The sequence below is a fragment of the Tsuneonella sp. HG094 genome, assembly GCF_053819285.1.
The window spans coordinates 600,253-624,158 of sequence record NZ_JBSORA010000001.1 but is presented as its reverse complement, the minus strand read 5'-3'; the positions used below and the strand labels follow the sequence as shown (position 1 = coordinate 624,158).

Sequence of the window (23,906 nt, the reverse complement as noted above, 5' to 3'; positions counted from 1 at the left end):
TCTTTTTCCATGATTGCTGAGTAGATCAATCGACATGCGCGATCTCGCGACCGTTATGGCGCAAGCCACTGGTGCCTTTCACGGCGGGGACTTCACGCGCGCCCGGGACCTTGCACAGCGCGCAGCGCATAGTGAACCCACCAACGTCCAGGTTTTGCAATTTCTCGGCATAGCGCAAGCGCAGTCGGGGGATCCTCAATCCGGCCTGGCCACGCTCAAGCGCGCAATCGGGCTCGCACCATCGGACAAGCAGTTGCGCCTTAATGCCGCGCGCGCTGCTATCGACGCCGGCGCGTTCGACGAGGTGGAAAGCATTTGCCTGCCGTTGGGCAGCGAACCCGCTGCGCAGCAGGTTCTCGCCCAAGCTGCGCGCCTCTCGGGGGACGCCCGGACTGCGAGCGACCGATTGGGCGCGCTGGTTGCGAAAAATCCGGCGGACTCCAGGCTACTCAACAATTACGGCAATGCGCTGATCGATGCCGGCCACGTCAAGGAAGCGATCGCGGCATTCGAAAAGGCGTCCGCGCTCGACCCGAACAACCCGCAAGTGTGGCTCAATCTTGGACGAGCCCACAGCATCGATCAGCGGTTCAACCAGGCTTTGGCCGCCTTCAGGACGGCCATCGCGCTTCCTTCCGCCGACGCAGAGGTAACGCTCGAGCTTGGAAAGTCGCTCCTGCGCTATGGCTGCTATGAAGAGGCTTTGCCGCAGTTGTCCGAGGCGGCGAGGCGAGGAAAGCGGGACGCGCAGGTCATCGTCATGATCGGCCTCTGCTATTCCGGCATGGAAAAGCTCGCGGATGCAGAGCGCGCTTATCGCACGGCCTTGTCAATCGATCCGACATCACCTGATGCCATCCTCAACCTTGCGCTCCAACTCGAGCGCGAGAATCGCGAAGACGAGATCGAGAGATTGGCTAAAGCCGCGCGCAAGGCCGGCATGGATGGTGCGGCACTGTGGTATTGCGATGCCCTTGTCCTGCGGCGAAAGGGCGACAACCGTGCCGCGCTCGACATCATCGAGGCGCACCATCCAGAGGGCATGGATGTCTATGCGCGCGAGCAATTGATCGGGCAACTCGCCGACCGGGTGGGCGATGCGGACAGAGCGTTTGCCGCGTTCTCCGCGATGAACGGGGAAATGCTCCTGACCCCCAGCGGCCAGCAGCATTCGGGTACGGAATACATTCGCTCGATCGCCGAAGATACCGGCACTCTGACACCGCAGTGGTACAGTCACTGGACCGGCGAGGCGCCGCGTGACGGGCGCGCGTCTCCGGCGTTCCTCGGCGGCTTCCTCCGATCGGGGACGACCCTTCTCGATACTGTGCTGATGGGGCACGCAGATACCGAAGTTCGCGAAGAGCAGGCGATGATTACGCGCCTGCGGGAGATAGCAGGTTCGCTCGAGGCACTGCCCACCTTGCCGGCAGAACGGATCGCCCTGATGCGCGCCGCCTATTTCTCGGAGTTGCGTGCCGGCGGTCCGGTCCCTGCGGGCAAATTGATCGTCGACAAGTTTCCGTTGATGACCTTGCGGGCCGCGTACGTGCACCGGGCATTCCCGGATGCGAAGTTCATCTTTGCCCTGCGCCACCCCTGCGACGTGGTTCTAAGCTGCTGGATGCAGAATTTTCGGATCACCAGCGCAATGTCGAGCTTCCTGACTCTCGAGAACGCCGCGCGATTTTATGATGCGGCGATGACCCATTGGGAGCGGGCTCGGGAGGTACTTCCACTCGACGTCCACACCGTCCGATACGAGGACATGGTCGTCGATCTCGAAGGCGAGCTGCGGCCGCTCATCGCGTTTCTGGGGCTCGAATGGGACGATGCCCTGCTCAACCACCAGAAAACGGCCCGGGACCGCGGCTATATCCGCACGCCCAGCTACGCGCAGGTTACGGAAAAGATTTACACCCGTTCAAGCGGGCGCTGGGAGTCTTACCGCGCGCACATGGAACCGATCTTGCCGATCCTCGCCCCATGGGTCGAGAAATTCGGCTACGAACCGGTCTAGCCGGTCGGCGGCGACACCGCGCGGAGCCAGCCGGTGATCGACAGGCGACGCCCTTCGACCCACGGGGCGACGAGGCTGACATGGTGGCGAGCCGGTACAGCGAACATACGCAAAACGTTGAATTCCGGGACGAAGCCGGACACTCGATCGCCGTTCTCGAATAGCAGCAGGCCGCCCCAATCTGGTTGCCATTCGCGGGTCAGACCAAAGACATAAGCCGCGCGGCGGCGCTTACCCGCAATGGCGTCGTCGTGGGAGGTAAGGAAATCACCCGCGCGATAGTCGGTAGCTTGGGCGTCGGCCAAAGCAATGGAATCATTTCCTGTTATCGTCCGCAAGAGCCCGAGCGTTTCCGGTCGGTTTAGCAAATCTGCGAATGCATCGACTACCAAGCCCCGTGCACTGCGTTCGTCGGGGTCATCTGCCACCCTGATGGCGCGATAGCGATACTGCAACCCCTCCTTCGCCGACTGCTCGATCAGTCGCCGTAAGTCTGCCCGTTTGGCATCCGAAAGGGCAAGAAACTCCGCGTGCGGCATTTCGTAGACGTTCTCACCCGCTCGAAAAATCTCCAACCAACCATTGGCACTCGCCAGCTCCCCCACCAGCGCATCGGCGGCGGTAGGTGTAAGGAATTTGGTCAGCGATACGGTTCCCGTTGCCGCGAATTCCGCAGTGAGCGCGGGCACATCTGGTCGGGGAGCGAGGGCAAGCACCATCAATGCCGACTATGCCGCATCACCTGCGCGCTTGAAAGGCCCGGGGCTGCGTCAATGCGAATTCCGGGGACCAGCCATGTTTGTTTCAATGAATTCCCGTCTGTTTCTCTAAAGGGCGGACGTGCGACAAGGCTTGTATGAAAAGCCGACTATCGAATTTTCACGTTCCACCTTTGCAACTCGCCGACGCGAGCGAATATCGCCCCTCCGTGATCAATGGCCTGGTCTTGCGCTAACGACTGCTCATGTGTCGGCCAGCAGCATCACTTGTGTCAGCTTTGCAACACCTGCCCGCCAAACCATGGCGCCTCGGAGATTCCGTTTGCGGAAGCCGCACCAATTTCCTCAAGAGGACTCATCCAGCAGGCATACGTGCGAGGGCTGACTTCGTATGCGCGTTCGTTTGTTGCTGATCAATTACGTCGCATGGCCCGTTCTGGGTCCGGTTTAAGGGGACTGAAACCGTGAAATTTCTAAACAAGGCCGCGCTCTGCGGCACGACTTCCGTCACCGCTGCGATCGTCGCGGCGGGGCTCTTTGCTGCGCCCGCGATGGCGCAGGATGCAGCGGCTCAGAACGCGCCCGATTGCCCGGATGAAAACCAGGACGGTGTCTGTGACCCCACCTCGGTTCTGACCAGCGCCGATGGCGCGGACAGCGCAGACACGGGCGGCGCGATCATCGTTACCGGTTCGCGCATCCGCCGCGACGAGTTCTCCACCATCGAGCCGATCACGGTCGTCACCGCCGAGGAAATTACGCAAGGTGGCTTCAACAGCGCGGCTGACGCACTCCAGAGCCAGGCAGTCACCGCGGGCGCCGGCCAGATCAACAACTTCTATGGCGGCTTCGTTACCGCCGGCGGTACCGGCGCCAACACGCTGGGCCTCCGCAACCTGGGCCCGGCGCGTACGCTGGTTCTGCTCAACGGTCGTCGTCTTGCGCCGGCCGGTACGCGCGGCAACGTGCTCGCGGCTGACCTCAACGTGCTGCCGACTGCCATCGTCGAGCGTATCGAAGTCCTCAAGGCCGGCGCTTCGTCGATCTACGGTTCGGACGCCGTCGCGGGCGTGGTCAACATCATCACCGACGCCAAGGTCCGCGGCCTGACGCTCGACGCGCAGGTCAACGTTCCCGAAGTCGGCGCCGGCGTCGATCGCCGCGTTGCCGCGACCTTCGGTTTCGGCCAGGACGCGTTCAACCTCATCGGCTCGATCGAATGGCGCAAGCGCGACGCGCTTCGCCTCAATGACCGCGGCTTCACCAGCTGCCCCATTCCGGGCTTCCGCCTGGATGCCAATTCGCCGATCGGGTCGGACGATCCGTTCCCGCTGGGCGATCCGCGTAACTGCTTCACCATCGACAATGGCGGTGTGACCATCAACACACTGGGTCTCCCGACCCAGACGGGTATCGGACGCACCTCGGGCGCCCTTGGTAATTTCAACCGCTTTGTCCCGGCCCCCGGCCAGGGCGGCGGAACGACCCCCGGTTACCTTGGCGTCGGCACCTACGATCGCGATTCGTACGATCCGGCGAGCCAGGAAGAAGAGCTGATTACCCCGGTCGAAACCTACACTGGGTTCCTTGCTGGTAACTACGACATCAGCGACAACCACCAGATCTACGCCGAAGTCCTCGCGACCCGCCGTAAATCGTCCTCGCTGCTCTATCGCCAGCTCTCGCTCGACTATTTGCAGGGCAGTCCCCTGCTTCCGGCCGCGTACCGCAATGGTGTTTTCGCAGCACCGACCAACACGACGAGCGGTCAGAACATCGCCGCCCGCGCGTTCATTGGTTTCGGTCTGACCGATTCCTTCCAGGAGGTGGATTACGTTCGCGCCGGCGCTGGCCTGCGCGGCGACTTCTTCATCCCCGGATGGCGTTACGATGCCTATGTCGGCAAGTCGTGGACCGACGGCACCTACGAGATCGAATCGTTCCTGATCGATCGCCTCGCCTTCGCGACCGACGTGGTGCAGAATGCGGACGGCACGTTCCGTTGCCGCAGCTCGGCCTCAAACCCGAGCTGCGTCGCGGCTCCAGCGCTGAGTGCCGCGGTTATCGGCGGCAACCTGCCGCAGAATTTCCGGGACTATATCCTGGTGAATACCATCGGTAACACCAAGTTCCGCGAGAGCACCGCCATCTTCAACATCGATGGCCCACTGTTCAGCTTGCCCGGTGGCGAAGTGCAGCTGGCGCTCGGTGCCGAATACCGCAAGCAGCGCATCGACGACACGCCCGATCCGAACTCGATCAACGGCAACCTGCTCGGCCTTACTGCCGGCACGCCGACCCGCGGCTCGGACAGCGTGAAGGAAGTGTTCGGCGAAATCTTCGTCCCGCTGCTTGCCGATCGTCCGTTCTTCCACAACCTGAACTTCAACGCTTCGGTTCGCTATACGGACTACGATTCGTACGGCAGCGACGAGACCTACAAGATCGCCGGTGAGTGGGCGTTCTTCCCGGGAATCGGCATCCGCGGCAGCTACGGCACGTCGTACCGTGCGCCTGCCCTTGCCGAGCAATTCCTCGGTGCGACCAGCGGCTTCATCGCTGCCGGCAACGATCCCTGCGATGCGGACAACTTCCCGCGTGCAAATGGGCAGCCGAATCCGGGTGCTTACACCCCGGCGCAGCAGCAGCGCGCTGCCAACTGTGCCGCCGTCGGGATCAACGTGGCGACCTTCCAGCAGAACAACGGCATTACGTCGTTCACGCGGGGCGGTGCGGAAACCGGTCTGTCGGCTGAAACGTCGCGCAACTGGTCGGTGGGTGCGGTGTTCCAGCCGCGCATCTCCAGCACCACTACGCTGGCACTTGCGGTCGATTACTTCGACATCAAGGTGTCGAACGGCGTGTCGGCACTCAGCGGTACGACGATCCTCAACCGTTGCTACAACGATGTCGATTTCAACCCGAACGAAGGGTTCTGCCGGTTTGTGTCGCGTGATGCGAACCAGATCCTGACCGTCACAAGCGGGTACGTGAACTTGTCGGAAGACATCGTGAAGGGTTACGAGTTCACCGGCCGTTTTGCGACCGACCTGCTCGGCGGCCGTGTCACGCTCAACGCCAATGTCACGAAGTACACCGAACAGTCGGACCGGACCTTCCCTGAGGAAATCCTGCTCGACGCCAACGGCACGCTGAACGTCCCCGACTGGGTCGGCTCGTTTGACGCTTCGTATCGCAAGGGCCCCGTCACGTTCCGTTACGGTCTCGAGTGGTTCGACGGCTCGAGCGGCACAGCCGAGTACAACCAAACCAGCCGCACCACCGGTGTGGTGAATCAGGCGAACGTCGACACTCTCAACGAGTTCTATCAGATCGAAGTGCCGGACTACTTCCTGCACTCCGCTTCGGTTCAGCTCAATGTGAACGAGAAGTTCGAACTGACGCTGGGCGTTCGCAACCTGCTCGACAAGGACCCGCCGAAGGTCACTGTGTACTACACGACCATCGGCAACGCACCGCTGTATTCGGGTTACGACTACACGGGCCGCCAGTTCTTCGTGAACACCAATTTCAAGTTCTGATCATCAGTACCTGAAACGAAATCGGGGCGCTTCCTTCTCGGAAGCGCCCCTTTTTTGTCGCTCGAAACAATCCCGCAGAGAAGAAAAAGCGTTACCCGACCACCATCGTCAGCGCTCCGTCGCCCTCGTCGATCTTCACCGTCGCACCATCGGGAATTTCGCCACCGAGGATCTTCTCCGCGAGCGGATCCTGCAGATAGCGCTGCACCGCGCGCTTGAGCGGCCGCGCGCCGTAGACCGGGTCGTAACCCACCCTTCCCAGCCAGCGACGCGCAGCATCGGTCAGGTCGAGCGCGATCTTGCGGTCCTTGAGCAACTTTTGCACCCGGCCGACCTGGATATCGACGATCGGCGCCATGTGCTCCTGCGCGAGGCGGTGGAACAGGATGATCTCATCGAGCCGGTTGAGGAATTCGGGACGGAAGTGCGCGCGCACTACGTCCATCACCTGCGGCTCCACGCTTTCGACGTCCTGCCCCTCGTCCAGCCCGGCGAGATACTGACTGCCGAGGTTGCTGGTCAGGATGATCAGCGTATTCGAGAAGTCGACCACCCTGCCCTGGCCGTCGGTCAGGCGCCCGTCATCGAGCACCTGCAGCAGCACGTTGAATACGTCCGAATGCGCTTTCTCGACCTCGTCGAACAGTACGACCTGGTACGGGCGTCTGCGAACCGCTTCGGTTAAAACGCCGCCTTCCTCATAACCAACATAGCCTGGAGGCGCACCGATCAGTCGCGCGACCGCGTGCTTCTCCATGAACTCCGACATGTCGATGCGGACCATCGCGTTGTCGTCATCGAACAGGAAACCCGCGAGCGCTTTCGTCAGCTCGGTCTTGCCGACGCCGGTTGGGCCGAGGAACAGAAAGCTACCCAGCGGACGGTTCGGGTCCTGCAGTCCCGCGCGCGCCCGGCGCACGGCTTTGCTAACCGCAGCGACCGCATTGGCCTGCCCGATCACCCGGTTTCCAATGACGCTTTCCATCGCGAGCAGCTTCTCGCGCTCGCCTTCCATCATCTTGTCGACTGGGACGCCGGTCCATTTGCTGACGACACTGGCGATGTCGTCCTCGGTCACTTCTTCCCGCAACAGCGCATTCTCGCCAGCGCTCTCGGTTTCGGCGAGCTTCTTCTCGAGCTGCGGGATCGTCCCGTATTGCAGTTCGCCAGCTCGGCCGAGGTCGCCCTCGCGCTGCGCCTGCTCGAGTGCGATGCGCGCCGCGTCGAGCTCTTCCTTGACCTTGCCTTCGGCGGCGATCTTGTCGCGCTCGTTCTGCCAGCGCGTGGTGAGCTCGCTCGACTGTTGCTCGAGGTTGGCGAGTTCGTCGCGCAGGGCCGCCAGGCGGTCTTTTGAGGCGCTGTCGGTTTCCTTGCCCAGCGCCATTTCCTCGATGCGCAGCTGGATGATCCGGCGATCGAGATTCTCGATCTCCTCGGGCTTGCTCTCTACTTCCATCCGCAGCCGTGAAGCCGCCTCGTCCATCAGGTCGATCGCCTTGTCGGGCAGAAATCGGTCGGAGATGTAGCGGTTGCTGAGCGTCGCAGCGGCCACGATCGCGCCGTCGGTGATTCGCACTCCGTGGTGCAGCTCGTACCGGTCCTTGAGGCCGCGCAGGATGCTGATCGTGTCCTCCACGGTCGGCTCACCCACGAACACCGGCTGGAAGCGACGCTGGAGCGCGGCATCCTTTTCGACGTACTTCTGGTATTCGTCGAGCGTGGTCGCGCCGATGCAGTGCAGTTCGCCACGCGCCAATGCGGGCTTCAGCAGGTTGCCCGCGTCCATCGCGCCTTCCGATTTCCCCGCGCCGATGAGAGTGTGCATCTCGTCGATGAACAGGATGATGTCGCCCTCGGCGCCTTTCACCTCGTCGAGCACGGCCTTCAGTCGCTCCTCGAACTCGCCGCGATATTTCGCACCCGCGATCAGCGCGCCCATGTCGAGCGCCATGAGCTTGCGGTCCTTGAGGCTGTCGGGCACGTCGCCGTTCGCGATGCGCAACGCCAGGCCCTCCGCAATCGCGGTCTTGCCGACGCCGGGTTCACCAATCAGGACCGGGTTGTTCTTGGTCCGCCGGGCAAGGATCTGCACCGTACGGCGGATTTCCTCGTCCCGGCCGATCACGGGGTCGAGTTTGCCCGACTTCGCCACCTCGGTGAGGTTGCGCGCGTACTTGCTCAGGGCATCGTAGCTTTCCTCGGCGCTGGAGGAATGCGCCTGCCGCCCGCCGCGCAGGTCGGTGATCGCAGTCTCGAGTCCCTGCGGGGTGAGGCCCGCGGCCTTGAGCGCCTGCCCCGCCGCAGTCGTCGTCGCCAGGGTCAGCGCCAGCAGCATCCGCTCGACGGTGACATAGCTGTCGCCGCTCTTGGCCGCGAGTTGCTCGGCCTGATCGAGTATGCGTACGGCATCGTTGTCGAGGCCCGGGGTCGCCTGAGCGCCGCCGCCCGATACAGCAGCGATCTTGCCGAGTGCCGCGTCGATGCCCTGCACTGCGACCGCCGGATTGCCGCCCGCGCGCGTGATCAGGCCCGCGGCCATGCCCTCGCTATCCTCGAGCAGCGCCTTGGCGAGATGCTCGGCGGTGATCCGCTGGTGGTTCATGCGGATCGCGACGGTCTGCGCGCTCTGGATGAAGCCCTTGGCGCGATCGGTGAATTTCTCGAGATTCATTGTGAAACCCTCATCCTGTCCCGGCTCAGATGGTGTTGCGATTGTGCAACACAACCCCTCTCACGAGGAAATGTCCGTCACGACTGTATTAGTCGCATAGGTGGGTCGATGCGACGCCGCTGGCAAGTCTCGATTGCAACTCTTCTTCACCCCGCTATCGCTTCCGGCAAGGAGAGGTTGCGCAATGAAATGGATCGTTCGGGGAGGCTTGGCGGTTCTCGCGATCATCGCCGTCGCGTTGGTCGCGCTCATGACTTGGGAGCCATTTGCCGCCTCTCCTGCCAAGCCTCCCGCAGCACATGCCTACCGCGCCGAAATAGTCCGCGACGAGTGGGGCGTGCCGCACATCTACGGCAAGACCGATGCCGACGTCGCCTATGGCATTGCGCAGGCCCATGCGGAGGACGACTTCTTCACCCTGCAGGATGTCGTCGCGATGACGCGTGGGCGTTACGGCGCGATCCGCGGCGAGGAAGGCGCGACCTTCGATTACGTCCTAGCGCTGCTCGATGCGCGCGGCACTGCGCGGCGCGAATATTCGAAGCTGGAGCCCCGCACGCGCGCCGTACTCGAGGCCTACGCGACCGGTCTCAACGACTACGCGGCGGCGCATCCCGGCGAAATCAAGCTCGGCAACCTGTTCCCGGTCGATGCGGAGGACATCGCCACCGGCTTCGCGCTGCGCCAGCCGTTCTTCTTCGGCCTCAACAACGTGGTCGGCCCGCTGGCGGAGGGGGAGACGCTGCTGCCCGACCCTGGACCGACCCTGCGCGGCCCGCTGCCCGACCGCGAAGCGGCGGAGAACGCCGGGTCGAACGCCTTCGCCATTGCGCCGGGCCGCTCGGGCGACGGGGTGACGCGGCTCGTGTCGAACGCACACCAGCCGTGGTGGGGCGGTGTCGCGTGGTACGAGATCGTCGTCGAGAGCGGCGAAGGCTGGCACTTCGCGGGGGCGACCTTTCCCGGCAGCCCGTTCCCCTTCCTCGGCCACAACGAACACCTCGGCTGGACCAACACCGTCAACCAGCCCGACATGATCGACGTCTACAAGCTGGTACTCGACGATGCGGGCGAAAACTACCGCCTGGATGGAAAGTGGCCTCCGCTCGAACGCAGCGAGGTGCGGCTGCCCGTGCGGTTCGGTCCACTGATCGTACCGGTCACACGCGAGGTTCTGCGCAGCCGCCACGGCCCGGTGATTCGCAACAAGAACGGCGCGTTCGCCTTCCGATACGGCGGCATGGGCAGCCTTGCGATGCTCGACGCCTACTATGCGCTCAACAAGGCCAAGACCTATGCCGAGTGGCAGGGCATCCTCGCGCGGCAGGCGGTGCCATCGACCAATTTCATCTACGCCGACAAGAGCGGCACGATCGCCTACTGGTACAATGCCTCGATCCCGCAGCGGCAGGCAGGGCCCGACTGGCGCGGCGTGCTGCCGGGCGACCGCAGCGACCTCATCTGGAACGCGCTCGTCCCCTACGACAGCCTGCCGCACTACGTGAATCCCGCCTCGGGTTTCGTGTTCAACGCCAACAACACGCCGTTCGTCGCCGCGGGCAAGGCGAGCAACCTGTCCGATGCTTCGACTCCGCGCGAAATGGGTGTCGAGACCCGCATGACCAACCGCGCATACCGTGCGGAAATGCTGCTCGACGCGCCGGGACCGATCGACCGCGACCGGCTCGAACGGATCAAATACGACACGGGCTGGGAACGTGCGGGATACGTGAAGCAAGTGCTCGACGGAATCGACGCGCTCGACACCCGGGGCGATCCACTGCTTGCGCGGGCGCAGGCGATCATGGCCCGGTGGGACATGACGAGCGACGGCGCCGGGCGGGCCGATGCGCTGGCGCTACTGGTCCTCAAGCGGCCGATGGGCGACAGCTACAATGGCCGCCCGCTCACGGCACCGCGCACGCTATTGCGCGATGCGGCGGAGCACCTGATCGCGCATTTCGGTCGCCTCGACCCTCCACTGCAGGACGTCCTGCGTCTGCGGCAGGGACCCGGCCGGTTCGCAGTGGACCTGCCGCTCGACGGCGGCAGCGACACCCTGCGCGCGTCGACCTCGTGGGATGTGGAGGCCGATGGGCGCCTGAAGGTCAAGCACGGCGACAGCTTCGTGATGTTCGTCGAGTGGGCTCCGGGCAAGCCGGTCTCGAGCACCTCGATCCAGCCGTTCGGCGCGGCGACCACGCGGCCCGGCAGCGTCCACTACTCGGACCAAGCGGCGCTGTTCGTGCAGCACAAGCGCAAACCGGTCCATTTCACACGCGCCGATACGATGAGGAATGCCGTCAGTCGAAAAGTGGTGACTAGCCGCTCCCGCGCGGACTAGGATCAACCGCAACCAGATTTATCGGATTCCCGGGGACATTTCATGACAATGCGTTTCGCCACCGCCAGCCTGCTGGCGCTTTCGCTCACCGCGTGTGCAACCGTGCCCGTGGCCACGACCGGTCCTGCGGCGCTGGGCGACAAGCCGGCCCCGGTGGCCGAACTCGCGAAGTCGGTTGCCATCCCATACGAGACGTTCACGCTGGCGAACGGCCTGACCGTGCTGGTCCACACCGACCGCAAGGCTCCGATCGTGGGCGTGACGACCTACTACCGCGTCGGCTCCAAGCACGAGCCGCGCGGCCGCACCGGCTTCGCACACCTGTTCGAGCACCTGATGTTCGGCGGCAGCGAGAACGCCGAGAATTTCGACGTGCCGCTCGAGAACGCAGGTTCGACCTCCACCAACGGATCGACTTGGTACGACCGCACCAACTACGTCGAGACCGTTCCGACCGGCGCGCTCGACCTGGCGCTGTTCCTCGAAAGCGACCGCATGGGCCACCTGCTCGGGGCGGTCACCCAGGACAAGCTCGACAAGCAGCGCGACGTCGTGAAGAACGAAAAGCGCCAGGGCGACAACGCGCCCTACGGCCTCGTCGAATACAAGATCGGCGACGCGCTGTTCCCGGTCGGACACCCGTATCGCCATTCGACCATCGGCTCGATGGCCGACCTCAACGCCGCCGACCTGACCGACGTGCGCAAGTGGTTCACCGACAACTACGCGCCCAACAACGTCGTCCTTTCGCTGGCGGGCGATATCGATGCTGCGACTGCCCGGCCGTTGGTGGAAAAGTGGTTCGGCTCGATCCCGCGCGGGCCCGAAGTGCGCAAGGTTGCCGCCGCGCCGGTCACCCTCGCCGCTCCCATCCGCGAGGAAATGACCGACCAGGTCCCGGTCACGCGGATCATGAAGGTCTGGACGGGCCCGAACATCAACGATCCCGATGCCGTCGCGATGAGCATGGCCATGTCGGTTCTCGGCGGGCTCGGCAGCTCGCGGCTCGACAACACGCTGGTCAAGGGCGACCAGGTCGCGGTCAGCGTCACCGCCTACAATCAGCAGCACGAGAACCTGTCGTTCCTGCAGGCGCAGATGGACGTGAAGCCCGGCGTCGACCCGGCGCTTGCCGAGAGGCGGCTGGACGAGGAGATCGCGAAGCTCGTGTCCGCCGGTCCCGACGCCGACGAACTGTCGCGTGCGGTCAATCTGGGTGTATCGAACCTGATCGGCTCTCTCGAGATGGTCGGCGGCTTTTCCGGCAAGGGCGCCACGCTCGCCGAAGGGCAACTCTACTCGAACGATCCGGCGAGCTACCGCAAGGAACTCGACGAGTTCGCCGCGCTGACCCCGGCCAAGGTCAAGGCGGCGATGGACCGCTGGCTCGCACGCCCGAACTATACCCTCGTGGTCAAGCCCGGTGAGCGGACAGAGGACGGCGCGACGATGGGCGGCTGGGGCGATGAGGGCACCGTTCCCGCCCCCGCCCCCGACGCCAAGAAACCCGTCCCCGCGATCGCGCAGGGTCCGGCACGCGCGATGCCGCCGGTCCTGCCGGTCGGCGAGCTCACCTTCCCGTCGGTCGAGCGCGCCACGCTGTCCAACGGCATTTCGGTGGCACTCGCGCGGCGCACGGCGGTGCCGAAGCTCACCATGGCGATCTCGTTCGACGCGGGCACTGCCGCAGACGGTGCGGCAAAGGCGGGCACGCAGGCGATGATGATGGCCCTGCTCGACGAAGGAACCACCACGCGCGATTCGATCGAGATCGCCAAGGAGCAGGAGCGGCTCGGCATGCAGATCGGCGCGTCGACCTCGCTCGACACCAGCGCCGTGACGATGACCGCGCTCACCGCTAACCTTCGCCCGTCGCTCGCATTGCTCGCCGATGTGGTCCGCAACCCGGTCTTCGCGGACACTGAGGTGGAGCGTGTGAAGGCGCAGCGCCTTGCCGCGATCGCGCAGGCACAGGCCAATCCCAATGCCATCGCCGGCCGCGCGCTCGGGCCGCTGCTGTTCGGTCCCGGCCACCCCTATGGCGGGGTCGGCGGCGCGGGCCTCGCCTCGGCGATCACCCCGCTGACGGGTGCCGCGCTGCGCGCCGAGCACGAGCGCTGGCTGCGTCCGGACGATGCGTCGATCACCGTGGTCGGCGACGTGACGATGGCACAACTCCTTCCCGCACTCGAAGCCGCATTCGGCGACTGGCGCGGAAGCGGAGGCGAACGCCCTGCGAAGGACCTGTCGGTTGCTCCCGTTGCTCCGAAGCAGCGGATCGTGCTGATCGACCGGCCCAATTCGCCGCAGTCGGTCCTGCTGCTCGGGCGCGTGCTGCCGGTGACGGGCCGCGAGCCGGGCCTCGAATCGCTCGAACTCGCTAACGAAGTCATCGGCAGCGGCTTCCTCTCGCGCCTCAACGAAGATCTGCGCGAGCAGAAGGGCTGGACTTACGGCGTGCGCAGCGGCCTCACCGCGGAAACCGGACCGCGCACGTTCTTCGTCTCGACCCCGGTGCAGTCGGACCGCACGGGCGATTCGATCCGCCTGATCCTCGACAAGGTGGCTGCTTTCTCGAGCAACCGCGACAAGGTGGTCGACCTCGAGTTCCAGCGCGTGACCGATGGCAATATCCGTGCGCTGCCCAACAAGTTCGAGACCAACGGGCAGGTTCTCGGCGCGCTGCTGCAGAACCAGACCCGCGGGCGGCCTGACGACTACCAGCGCACGCTGCCGACGATCTACGGTAGCATCGACAAGGCGGCGATCGACGCGGCAGCGGCGCGCTTCATGGCGCCTGGCGACATGGTGATCATCGTCGTCGGCGACCGGGCGAAGATCGACGACCAGGTCAAGGCGCTCGGCCTGCCGGTCGAGTACCGCGCGGCGAGCGAGTTCTGAGCCTTCGGCGAGGAATTGACATCGATGTAAGCACGGCCGATTGAGACGGCCGGACCAGCACAAGTCAGGAGAGAGCGAAATGAGCGTTGCCGGCAGCTACGATTGCGTCACCAAGACCCCGATGGGCGACCAGAAGAGCGTGTTCACCGTGGTCGACAACGGCGACGGCACTTTTTCGGGCAAGAATGCCGGTTCGCTGGGTTCGATGGACATCGAAGACGGCAAGATCGACGGCAACTCGCTCACCTGGACGATGAACATGACGGTGCCGATGCCGATGAAGCTGGAAGGCAGCGCCACGGTCGACGGCGACACACTGACTGGTTCGGTCGACGCTGGGGCGTTCGGCGCGATGCCGATGTCAGGCACGCGCCAGGGCTGATCGCCGACCGCAACCACCCCAAACCCTAATCACCAGAGAGGGCGCCGGAGCGATCCGGCGCCCTTTTTCGCGCGCTTCAGTCGACCAGCAGGCGATAGCCGACGGCCGGTTCGTTGACGATCAGCGCAGGATTGGCGGGATCGACCTCAAGTTTCTGCCTCAGCGCGCGGATCGCGACACGCAGGTAGTCGATCTGATCCTCGCGCGCCGGTCCCCATACGGTCCGCAGCAGGCTCCGGTGCGACAGGATGCGCCCGCCATGCTTGGCGAGTTCGGCGAGGACGCCGTATTCCTTGGGTGTGAGATGCACATCCTCGCCATCGCGCGACACCGACCGGCGATACAGGTCGATCGTTATCATCCCGGCCGTGACCGGTGCGCGGTCGTCCGCCGGAGCAAGGTCGACGAGGGTGTCGATAACCCGATCAAGCCGAGCCGCCTCGGCTCCGACGCTCGCGACCACCTCCTTGTCCGCCACCCCGGCGCGGCGCAGCGACCGGACACCCGCGGCGATCGCATTCAGGCCGGGCTTGAAGTCCTCTCCGATCGAAGCGAGCAGGGCGTCGCGCATCCGGTCCCGCTCGTGCAGCGCGGCGAGCGCGCGTGCGTCTCCTTCCGCCCGCGCACGGGCCAGCGCCAGCGCCGCCTGGTCGAGCAGGCTTTCGAGCAGTTCGCCCTGCTCGCGGCCGACCGCCGGAGCGCCATCTTCGCGGGCAAGTCCGATCGCGGCGCCTTCATCAGCGCCGGTCCGCATCGGGTGAAACTGCCAATCCGCGATGTTCGCGGTCGCGCGCACGCCACGCCCGGCGGGATTGCCCGATGCGATGGCTTGGCCTGCCGAAGCGATGTCGGCGGGCGAGAGTGTCGCCGCGACCGGTGCGCTCGCCGCTATGCCCGGGACCTGGCTGCCGACGACGACTACCGCATCGCATCCGAACAGGCGGGATAGTTCGCCGGCGGTGACCGTGAAGATTTCGCTCTCGTCGACACAGGACAACAGGCGACCCGCGAACCCGGCAATCGTTGCGTTGCGGTTGGCATGGGCATCGGCCAGCAGCCTCTGCTGGCGCAGCGAGCCCGCCAGACTGCTGGTGACGACCGCGACCGCAAACAATGCACTCACCGTCACGATGTCGGCCGGCGAGGTGATCGCAAACGTGTGGACCGGCGCGGTGAAAAAGAAATTGTACGCCAGGGTGGCCAGCACGGACACCGCAAGCGAAAGCGCCAGCCCACCGTAAATGGCCGCGCCCAGCACCGGCACGAGATAGAGAAGAACGACCGGCGCAATCCCCCAGCGCCCGGCGATGAGTTGGCCCGCGACCGTGGCCAGGGCAATCCCGAGCAGTCCGAATACCAGCCCACCCAATTGGCGTGCCACCGGGGTCCTGTCGGAACCGTTTCTGAGCGCAAACGACATGGCGACTATTTCGAACGTCGGGTGCGTCTCGTCGAGGCCTGTTTTGCGTCGCGCAGATAAATCCACATGGAATCTTTATGCCGCCCTGGCTCATCTGAGCGAGATGAATGACGCCATCTCGCAAGCAACCCCGAACGAAACCGCCCAGACCTCGACACCCCTCCCACTCCTTATGCTCGGAGCGATTGGTGTCGTGTACGGCGATATCGGCACTTCGCCGCTCTACGCCATGAAGGAGACCTTCATCGGCCCCCACCCGCTGGCGGTCGATCGACTGCATATCTTCGGAGTGCTGAGCCTGGTGTTCTGGTCGCTGATGCTGATCGTGACAGTCAAGTATGTCTTCGTCGCCATGCGCGCCGACAACAAAGGCGAAGGCGGCTCGTTTGCCCTGCTGGCACTGATCTCGCGGCATCTCGACGATCCGCGCAAGCGCGCGGCGCTAGTGGTCCTGGGCGTGGCGGCTGCGGCCCTGTTCTATGGCGATGCGATGCTGACACCCGCTATCTCGGTGCTGTCTGCGGTCGAGGGGCTGACGATCGTCGAATCGCGACTCGAACCGCTGGTGGTCCCTCTCGCCGCCCTCATCCTCGTTGGCCTGTTCCTGATCCAGTCGCGCGGTACTGCACGGATCGGCACCGTGTTCGGGCCGATCGTGCTCGTGTATTTCGCGACCCTTGCCGTGCTCGGCGTGGTCAACATCGCTGCGCACCCCGATGTTCTCGGCGTGATCGATCCGCGCTGGGCCGTTCGCTTCTTTGCCTACGATCCCCGCCTTTCGTTTCTTGCGATGGGATCGGTGTTCCTCGCGGTGACGGGTGCCGAGACGCTCTATGCCGACATGGGCCACTTCGGCCGCAAGGCGATCGGCCTGAGCTGGCTCACGCTGGTCTATCCGTGCCTCATGCTCAATTACATGGGCCAGGGCGCGCTGCTGCTGACCAACCCCGCGGCGGTGGAGAACCCGTTCTACCTGATGGCCCCGGAATGGGCGCGACTGCCGCTGGTCGGCATTTCCACCGCCGCGACGATCATCGCCAGCCAAGCGGTGATCTCGGGGGCGTTTTCGGTCACCCACCAAGCGATCCAGCTCGGTTTCCTGCCGCGCCTCAAGACGCTTCACACCAGCGAGCGAGCGGCGGGGCAGATTTACATCCCCGCGATCAACTGGGGGCTGATGGTCATGGTGCTCGTGCTGATCGGAAGCTTCGGGGAATCGACCCGCCTCGCCTCGGCCTATGGCATTTCGGTGGTTGGTACGATGTTGATCACGACCGCGATGCTCGCCTTCCTGCTGTTCCAGGTGTGGCGCTGGAACCGTATCGGGGCGGGCGCGCTGATCGGCCTGTTCCTCCTTGTCGACGGCGTTTTCTTCGCCTCCAACATCGCCAAGATCGCCGACGGCGGTTGGGTGCCGCTGGCGATCGCGGGGGTGACGTTCACCCTGCTCACGAGTTGGGCGAAGGGTCGCCAGCTTATGCGACAAAAGATGTCGGTGGATGCCGTGCCACTGGAAATCTTCATCCGATCGACGGCCAATTCGGTGCACCGGATCGGCGGGACCTCGGTGTTCCTGTCAGCCGCCAGTGAGGGCGTGCCCGCCGCGCTCCTCCATAATCTCAAGCATAACCAGGTGATTCATGAGCGCGTGCTGGTGCTGACTGTGCAGGTCGAGGAAATCCCCGTCGTCGCGCCTGCAACCCGCTTGCAGGCGACCGATCTCGGTAACGGCTTCTACCGCGTCATCCTGCACTACGGTTTTATGGACGAAGTCGACATCCCGCGTGATCTCGCCGCCATCGAATCGACCTGCGGCGCCCCGCTCGACATCATGCGGACGAGCTTCTTCCTTGGTCGTCAGAAGCTGATCGCGGCGAAGGACGTCGCCGGGATGGCGCTGTGGCGCGAACACCTGTTCGTATGGATGATGAAGATGTCGGAATCGGCGATGGATTTCTTCAAGCTGCCGACGAACCGCGTGGTCGAACTGGGCAGCCAGTTGCGGATATGAGTTTCGCCTAGCCCGCCGGGTGGTAGAAATCCCAGATCTTCTGCGCGACGCCTTCGCTGATGCCGGGGGTGCGCTTGAGATCGTCGAGCGCGGCCGCGCGCACCTTGCCCGCGGTGCCGAAGTGCAGCAGCAGCGCGCGCTTGCGGCCCGGACCGATGCCGGGAATCTCGTCGAGCGGCGACGCGGTGATCGCGCGGCTGCGCTTGGCGCGGTGCGCGCCGATGGCGAAGCGGTGGACTTCGTCTCGCAGGGTCTGGAGGTAGAACAGAAGCGGCGAATTGACCGGCAGCGTCTTCTCCCGTCCGTCGGGGAAGTGGAACACCTCGCGCCCCTCGCGGCCATGGTGCGGCCCCTTGGCGATGGCGATCAGCGGCACGTCCTCGATGCCGAGTTCCTCCAGCGCGTCCTTCACGCTCGACATCTGCCCCTTGCCCCCGTCGATCAGCACGAGGTCGGGCCACATCCCGCCGTCGCGATCGGGATCCTCCTCCTGTGCGCGGGCAAAGCGGCGGGTGAACACCTCGCGCATCATCCCGAAATCGTCGTTGGTCTGCGCCGACTTGATGTTGAACTTGCGGTATTGCCCCTTCACGAACCCCTCGGGTCCCGCGACGACCATCGCGCCCAATGCCTTGTCGCCCTGGATATGGCTGTTGTCGTACACCTCGATCCGGCGCGGCGGGCCTTCGAGCTCGAGGAAGTCGGCCAGTTCGGCCAGGAGCCGCGCCTTGGTGCCGCTTTCCGCTTGCCGCCGCTCGAGCGCCTCGCGCGCGTTGCGACTGGCCTGCTCCATCAACTTGCGGCGCGTGCCCCGCTGAGGGATCGTGATCTCCACCCCGTGCCCCGCCTTCTCGCACAGCGCCACGCCGATCAGCTCCTGCTCGGGCAGCGTACGGTCGACGAGGATCGTGCGCGGCGGCGGAACCTCCTCGTAGAACTGCAGGAGGACATCGGCGAGCACCTGATCTTCGTCGATCTCGGCCGTGTGGCTCGGGAAGAACGCGCGGTGGCCCCAGTTCTGCCCGCCGCGGATGAAGAACGCCTGCACCCCGACGTGGCCGCCCTGGCTGGCGAGCGCGAAGACGTCGGCATCGCCCACGCCCGACGCGTTGATTGCCTGACTGCCCTGGATCGCCGTCGCCGCGCGCAGCCGGTCGCGCAGCATTGCCGCGCGCTCGAAGTCGAGCGCTTCGGCCGCGGCGGCCATCTGCACCTCGATCTTCTTCTGCACCGCGCCGGACTTTCCGGAGAGGAACTCCTTCGTCTCGGCCACCAGCTCGGCGTAGCCCTCCGGGTCGATCCGTCCGACGCACGGCGCCGAGCAGCGCTTGATCTGGTAGAGCAGGCACGGACGGTCGCGCCGGGCGAAAAAGCTGTCGGTGCAGGACCTGAGCAGGAACAGCTTCTGCAACGCGTTGATCGTGACGTTGACCGCGCCCGCGCTCGCGAACGGGCCGTAGTAGTTGCCCTTCGCCCGCCGCGCTCCGCGATGCTTGCTGATGCGAGGGAATTGATGATCCGCCCGCAACAGGATGAAAGGGAACGATTTATCGTCGCGCAGCAGCACATTATAGGGCGGCCGGAAGCGTTTGATGAGCTGCGCTTCTAACAGGAGGGCCTCGGCCTCCGAATTGGTGACGACGATTTCGAGTCCGCGTGTCTGGCTGACCATCCGCTTGAGGCGATTGGAGAGCGCCTTGACCTGCGTGTAGTTCGCCACCCGCGCCTTCAGGCTGCGCGCCTTGCCGACGTAGAGCACGTCGCCGCGCGCATCGAGCATGCGGTAGACCCCGGGGCGCGGCTTGAGAGTGCGGACGGTCTCGCGGATCGCGGCGACGCCCGCCTCGAGGTCAGGCTGCGCGCCCCCGCCCTTGACGGTATAGGTCGCACGCTCCTCGTTGAAGCGTTCGGCGCCCTTCGGGTTCGGCGGGGTTCCGGCTTCTGCGCGCGACATCGCCTACGCAGATAGGGACTGGGGCGAATCCGTCAAACCGTCAGGCGTAGGCTTCCACCATCGGCCGCGCTTCGCTCGCCGCGGGAGTCAGCGAGTCGAGAAACTGCGTCGTCGCCGCATCCCAGCTGAAGGTGCGGCTGTGGTCTGCGCAGGCGGCGCGGTGCCGGGTGAGCGCAATCCGCACCGCCTTGCCGAGGTCGCGAGAGAGTGCGCCGGTCTCGGGCGTCACGATCGCGCGCGGGCCATCGACCGGGAACGCAGCCACCGGGGTACCGCAGGCGAGCGCCTCGACCATCACCAGCCCGAATGTGTCAGTGCGGCTGGGAAACACGAACACGTCCGCGCTGCGATAGGCGGCGGCGAGTTCGGCACCCTGCATCACGCCGAGAAAGTGCGCTTGCGGGAATCGCGCGGCGAGCCATGCGCGGGCCGGTCCGTCGCCGACGACGACCTTCGTTCCCGGCACGTCGAGAGCGAGGAATGCCTCGACGCTCTTCTCCACCGCCACACGGCCGACATAGAGCAGGATCGGCCCCGGCAGGCGGCGAAAGGCGGGGTGGAAATCGCCGTTCGCCGTGAACTGCGCGAGGTCGACCCCCCGGCTCCACGTTCGCGTCGGTCCGATGCCCTGTGCGGCGAGTTCCGACCGTAACCCCTCGGTCGCCGCCAGCGTGGCGGCGGCGGGACCGTGGAACCAGCGGATGAAGCGCCAGAACGGGCCCGCGGGAAGGCGCGTGCGGCGCGCGAGGTATTGCGGGAACTGCGTGTGGTAGGCGGTCGTGAACGCAAGCCCGTGGCGCACGGCCCAGCCTCGCGCGGCAAGGCCCAGTGGTCCCTCCGTTGCGATATGCAGCGCATCGGGCGCAAACGCGGCGATCCGCGCGCCGACCTTCGACCGCGATGCCAGCGCGAGCCGGATTTCGGGATATGTCGGGCACGGCATCGAGCGATAGTCGGCGGGCGAGATCACCCCGACCGTATGGCCCCTCGATTCCAGACCCGCGCGGGTCGCCTCGAGCGTGCGGACCACGCCGTTGACCTGCGGGGCCCAGGCATCGGTGACGATGGCGATACGCATCAGGCAGCCTCTCTTGCGGCGATTTCGGACACTTCGCGCAACGCGACCTCGTCGGCCCAGCGCAGGATTTCCATCGCGCCCGAAGGATGCTCGACCAGCGCGGTGCAGCTTTCGACCCAGTCGCCGTCGTTGAAGTATTCGATCCCGCCGAATGCGCGCGCGTCGGCGGTGTGAATATGGCCGCAGACCACGCCGTCGACCCCGCGCTTGCCGGCTGCGTGGGCGACGGTCTCCTCGAAGCGCGAGATGAATGCGACCGCGTCCTTCACCTTGTGCTTGGCGTGCGCGGAGAGCGACCAGAACGGCAGGTCGAAACGGCGGCGCACCGCGTTGATCACCACGTTCAGCCGCAGCAGCAGGTTGTACGCCGCGTCGCCCGCGAAGGCGAGCCAGCGCTGGCCCATCACGACCGCATCGAACTCGTCGCCGTGGAGCACCAGAAGGCGGCGCCCGTCTGCCGTTTCGTGGATCGCGGAGCGGCGAATTTCGACCCCGCCGAAGTTCATGCCGGAAAACTGGCGGAACATCTCGTCGTGATTGCCGGGAATGTAGACGACGCGGGTGCCAGCTTTCGCCTTCTTCATCACGCGACGGACAATCGCGTTATGGCGTTCGGGCCAGTAGAAGCGCTTCTTCATCCGCCAACCGTCGAAGATGTCGCCGACGAGGTAGAGCGTGTCGCTGTCGCAATGGTCGAGGAAGTCGAGCAGCATCGCGCACGCGCAGCCGCGGGTGCCGAGGTGGACGTCGGAAATCCATATCGTGCGGAAATGCCTCCGCGGCGCGCCCGAGGGGCCGATCGCGCGCGAGGACTTTGAAAGCTGCTTGAACTGCGCCTGCGCGGGAACTTCGCTCAGCATGCGGCCGATCCTCCTGCCATTTCGCACGCAATGACGCGCGCAAGTGACGGATTCGCGGCTGGATTACGGTTCCGGGTCTATCGAGCCAGCCACCCCGCGCGAAATCCGGTTCGCGCGGGGACAGCAGGGATCAGCCCTTCTTCTTTTCCGCCGCGATCCAGTCGCGCACGCGGCGGTCGAGCAAGGTCAGCGGGAGCGGTCCGGCGCCAAGCACCGTATCGTGGAAGGCGCGAATATCGAACTTGCTGCCGAGCGCCTTTTCCGCCTCGGCCCGCAGCGCGAGGATACGCAGTTCACCGACTTTATAGGTCGTCGCCTGGCCCGGCCAGACGATGTACCGGCGCACTTCGCTGCGAATGGTTTCGAGCGGGGTGGCCGAGTTTTCGTTGAAATAGGCGATCGCCTGATCCTCGGTCCAGCCCTTCGAGTGCACCCCGCTGTCGACCACCAGCCGGATCGCGCGCCACACTTCGTTGCTCAGTCGCCCGAAGTTCGAATACGGATCGGTGTAGGTGCCTGGCATCTCCTTCGCGAGCTTCTCGGAATAAAGCCCCCAGCCTTCGATGTAGGCGCCATTGAACGAGCGCTTCTGGAATTCGGGCACGCCGGTCAGCTCCTGCGCGATGGACAGCTGCATGTGATGGCCCGGCAGCGCCTCGTGATAGGCGATCGCCTCGAGCGTATTCTTGGGCATCGCGCTCATGTCCGACAGGTGCGCGTAGTAGATGCCGGGGCGCGAGCCGTCGGGCGTGCCGGTGCGATAATGCTGCGCGGCGCCCGGCTGCTCGCGGAACGGTTCGACGCGGCGTACTTCCAGCGCCGCCTTGGGCAGCAGGCCGAAATACTGCGGCAACTGGCGCTCGATCTTGCGGATCGCAGCGTCGGCATCGGCGATATACTGTTTCGCGCCCTCGTCGCCGTTCGGGTAGTAGTTGTCGGGCTTGGTCCGGACATGCTCGAAGAACGCCTTGAGGTCGCCCTTGAAGCCGACCTTGTCCTTGATCGCGAGCATCTCGGCCTGGATGCGCGTCACTTCGCTCAGTCCGAGTTGGTGGACCTCGTCCGGCGTCATGTCGGTGGTGGTACGGCTCTTGAGCATCTGCGCGTAGTAAGCCTGCCCGTCCTTGAGCGCGCCGACTCCTGTCGTGACCTTGGATACGTTGGGCCGGTCGCTTTCCATGAAGGCGACGAGATTGCGGTAGCCCTCTGCGTAGCGGCCGGTCAGCGATTCCTTGAGATACGCCTCGAGCGCGGCGGCATCTTCGGCGGAGATCAGATTCTTGGCGGCGAGCGCGGCGATCTTGGCCTTGCCGTCGGCCCAGACGGCGTTGTCGGGGCCGCTATCGAACGGTGCGCCCGCGGCAAGCTTTTTCGCTTCGGCAGTGACGATATCATAGGCGAAGTAGGGCGGCCGCACGCCATCCGCCGCGCGCGCCTTGGCAATGTCGGTCAGCTGATCGACCGCACGCCCGATGGCCGCGACACGGGTGATATAGTCGACCATGTCCTTGCGGGTATCGACCCGGTGCTGCGAAATCAGCAGCGATGGCAGCGCGGTGTGGATGCCTTGCATCTGGGTGAAGACATAATTGCTGTCGCGGAACTTGCGGGCCGCGGCTGCCTGCTCGTAGCCCTGCACGAAGATGTCGTACGACAGCTTGTCACTGTCCGAGAGCTTGGCGTAGTCGAAAGTGCGCTTCAGTTCCTCGACCGACGCCTTTTGCCATGCGAGTTCCGCGTCGGCGGCGGCGAGCGACATGTCGTCGATCTCGCCATACCGCTGCTTGCGGCCGAGCCCGGTCAGGCCGAGCGGGCTGTTCTGCAGCGCCTCTTCGTACTTCGCATCGAACCATGCGGTCAGCTTGGAATCGCGCGTCTGGGCGACCTGTTCCTGCGCGATGGCGGCGGGTGCGAAATGGACGAGCGCGACAGGCGCAGCGGCGAGCAGGATGGCATAGGCACGGCGCATAAGTCGGTCCCCCGGAAGAAAATGCTGATGGGTGC

13 protein-coding genes are annotated in these 23,906 nt (G+C 64.9%); 6 read left to right on the top strand and 7 right to left on the bottom strand.

From position 1 onward, the window contains the following. Nucleotides 1–34 precede the first annotated feature (34 nt). The gene (locus ACWPMX_RS03045) at nucleotides 35–2,020 is read left to right on the top strand and encodes a tetratricopeptide repeat-containing sulfotransferase family protein (RefSeq protein WP_455698575.1); all 1,986 of its coding nucleotides are present in this window, start codon (nucleotides 35–37) and stop codon (nucleotides 2,018–2,020) included. Here the strand turns inward: ACWPMX_RS03045 and ACWPMX_RS03040 are convergent. After that, nucleotides 2,017–2,739 carry a 2OG-Fe(II) oxygenase family protein gene (locus ACWPMX_RS03040; protein WP_455698574.1) on the bottom strand — a complete coding sequence of 241 codons (723 nt, stop codon included), beginning with the start codon at nucleotides 2,737–2,739 and terminating at the stop codon, nucleotides 2,017–2,019. The two genes, ACWPMX_RS03045 and ACWPMX_RS03040, sit on opposite strands and share 4 nt — an antisense overlap. A gap of 464 nt (nucleotides 2,740–3,203) precedes the next feature. Here ACWPMX_RS03040 and ACWPMX_RS03035 point away from each other — a divergent pair, with 464 nt between their 5' ends. Further along, nucleotides 3,204–6,281 carry a TonB-dependent receptor domain-containing protein gene (locus ACWPMX_RS03035; protein WP_455698573.1) on the top strand — a complete coding sequence of 1,026 codons (3,078 nt, stop codon included), beginning with the start codon at nucleotides 3,204–3,206 and terminating at the stop codon, nucleotides 6,279–6,281. A 91-nt stretch (nucleotides 6,282–6,372) separates the two neighbouring features. Here the strand turns inward: ACWPMX_RS03035 and clpB are convergent, their stop codons facing one another. Beyond that, on the bottom strand, nucleotides 6,373–8,952 hold the full coding sequence (gene clpB, locus ACWPMX_RS03030; RefSeq protein WP_455698572.1) for an ATP-dependent chaperone ClpB: 2,580 nt from the start codon (nucleotides 8,950–8,952) through the stop codon (nucleotides 6,373–6,375). A gap of 184 nt (nucleotides 8,953–9,136) precedes the next feature. On the opposite strand from clpB, the gene ACWPMX_RS03025 reads away from it, so the two are divergent. The 3 genes from ACWPMX_RS03025 to ACWPMX_RS03015 all read left to right on the top strand — a co-directional run bounded on the left by ACWPMX_RS03025 (nucleotide 9,137) and on the right by ACWPMX_RS03015 (nucleotide 14,579). After that, on the top strand, nucleotides 9,137–11,296 hold the full coding sequence (locus tag ACWPMX_RS03025; protein WP_455698571.1) for an acylase: 2,160 nt from the start codon (nucleotides 9,137–9,139) through the stop codon (nucleotides 11,294–11,296). 42 nt (nucleotides 11,297–11,338) lie between these two features. Continuing rightward, a complete protein-coding gene (locus ACWPMX_RS03020; RefSeq protein ID WP_455698570.1) occupies nucleotides 11,339–14,197 on the top strand; it encodes a M16 family metallopeptidase in 2,859 nt (952 codons plus the stop codon). 79 nt (nucleotides 14,198–14,276) lie between these two features. Then, complete coding sequence (locus ACWPMX_RS03015) at nucleotides 14,277–14,579, top strand: hypothetical protein (protein ID WP_455698569.1); 303 nt, start codon at nucleotides 14,277–14,279, stop codon at nucleotides 14,577–14,579. Nucleotides 14,580–14,655: 76 nt separating this feature from the next. Here ACWPMX_RS03015 and ACWPMX_RS03010 read toward each other — a convergent pair whose 3' ends face one another. After that, nucleotides 14,656–15,960, bottom strand: a complete 1,305-nt coding sequence (locus tag ACWPMX_RS03010; protein WP_455698568.1) for a DUF4118 domain-containing protein — start codon at nucleotides 15,958–15,960, stop codon at nucleotides 14,656–14,658. 142 nt (nucleotides 15,961–16,102) lie between these two features. Between ACWPMX_RS03010 and ACWPMX_RS03005 the strand changes: the two genes are divergently transcribed. Further along, a complete protein-coding gene (locus tag ACWPMX_RS03005; protein ID WP_455698567.1) occupies nucleotides 16,103–18,010 on the top strand; it encodes a potassium transporter Kup in 1,908 nt (635 codons plus the stop codon). 7 nt (nucleotides 18,011–18,017) lie between these two features. Here the strand turns inward: ACWPMX_RS03005 and uvrC are convergent, their stop codons facing one another. From uvrC to ACWPMX_RS02985, 4 genes are all read right to left on the bottom strand, one after another. Continuing rightward, nucleotides 18,018–19,964: an excinuclease ABC subunit UvrC gene (gene uvrC / locus ACWPMX_RS03000; protein WP_455698566.1), complete on the bottom strand. Its 1,947-nt coding sequence runs from the start codon at nucleotides 19,962–19,964 to the stop codon at nucleotides 18,018–18,020. A gap of 40 nt (nucleotides 19,965–20,004) precedes the next feature. Further along, nucleotides 20,005–21,042 (bottom strand): glycosyltransferase family 4 protein, encoded by a 1,038-nt coding sequence (locus ACWPMX_RS02995; protein ID WP_455698565.1) that lies wholly within the window; start codon nucleotides 21,040–21,042, stop codon nucleotides 20,005–20,007. Continuing rightward, a complete protein-coding gene (locus ACWPMX_RS02990) occupies nucleotides 21,042–21,902 on the bottom strand; it encodes a UDP-2,3-diacylglucosamine diphosphatase (protein WP_455698564.1) in 861 nt (286 codons plus the stop codon). The genes ACWPMX_RS02995 and ACWPMX_RS02990 overlap by 1 nt, the downstream gene beginning before the upstream one ends. A 130-nt stretch (nucleotides 21,903–22,032) precedes the next feature. Then, nucleotides 22,033–23,871, bottom strand: a complete 1,839-nt coding sequence (locus tag ACWPMX_RS02985) for a DUF885 domain-containing protein (protein WP_455698563.1) — start codon at nucleotides 23,869–23,871, stop codon at nucleotides 22,033–22,035. Nucleotides 23,872–23,906: the final 35 nt, after the last annotated feature.

Excerpts from the sequence above, each read along its gene's own strand:
- ACWPMX_RS02995 (WP_455698565.1), bottom strand. The coding sequence starts at position 21,042 with ATGCGTATCGCCATCGTCACCGATGCCTGGGCCCCGCAGGTCAACGGC.
- ACWPMX_RS03020 (WP_455698570.1), top strand. The coding sequence starts at position 11,339 with ATGACAATGCGTTTCGCCACCGCCAGCCTGCTGGCGCTTTCGCTCACC.
- ACWPMX_RS02990 (WP_455698564.1), bottom strand. The coding sequence starts at position 21,902 with ATGCTGAGCGAAGTTCCCGCGCAGGCGCAGTTCAAGCAGCTTTCAAAG.
- ACWPMX_RS03045 (WP_455698575.1), top strand. The coding sequence starts at position 35 with ATGCGCGATCTCGCGACCGTTATGGCGCAAGCCACTGGTGCCTTTCAC.
- ACWPMX_RS02985 (WP_455698563.1), bottom strand. The coding sequence starts at position 23,871 with ATGCGCCGTGCCTATGCCATCCTGCTCGCCGCTGCGCCTGTCGCGCTC.
- ACWPMX_RS03005 (WP_455698567.1), top strand. The coding sequence starts at position 16,103 with ATGAATGACGCCATCTCGCAAGCAACCCCGAACGAAACCGCCCAGACC.
- ACWPMX_RS03025 (WP_455698571.1), top strand. The coding sequence starts at position 9,137 with ATGAAATGGATCGTTCGGGGAGGCTTGGCGGTTCTCGCGATCATCGCC.
- ACWPMX_RS03040 (WP_455698574.1), bottom strand. The coding sequence starts at position 2,739 with ATGGTGCTTGCCCTCGCTCCCCGACCAGATGTGCCCGCGCTCACTGCG.
- uvrC (WP_455698566.1), bottom strand. The coding sequence starts at position 19,964 with ATGTCGCGCGCAGAAGCCGGAACCCCGCCGAACCCGAAGGGCGCCGAA.
- ACWPMX_RS03015 (WP_455698569.1), top strand. The coding sequence starts at position 14,277 with ATGAGCGTTGCCGGCAGCTACGATTGCGTCACCAAGACCCCGATGGGC.
- clpB (WP_455698572.1), bottom strand. The coding sequence starts at position 8,952 with ATGAATCTCGAGAAATTCACCGATCGCGCCAAGGGCTTCATCCAGAGC.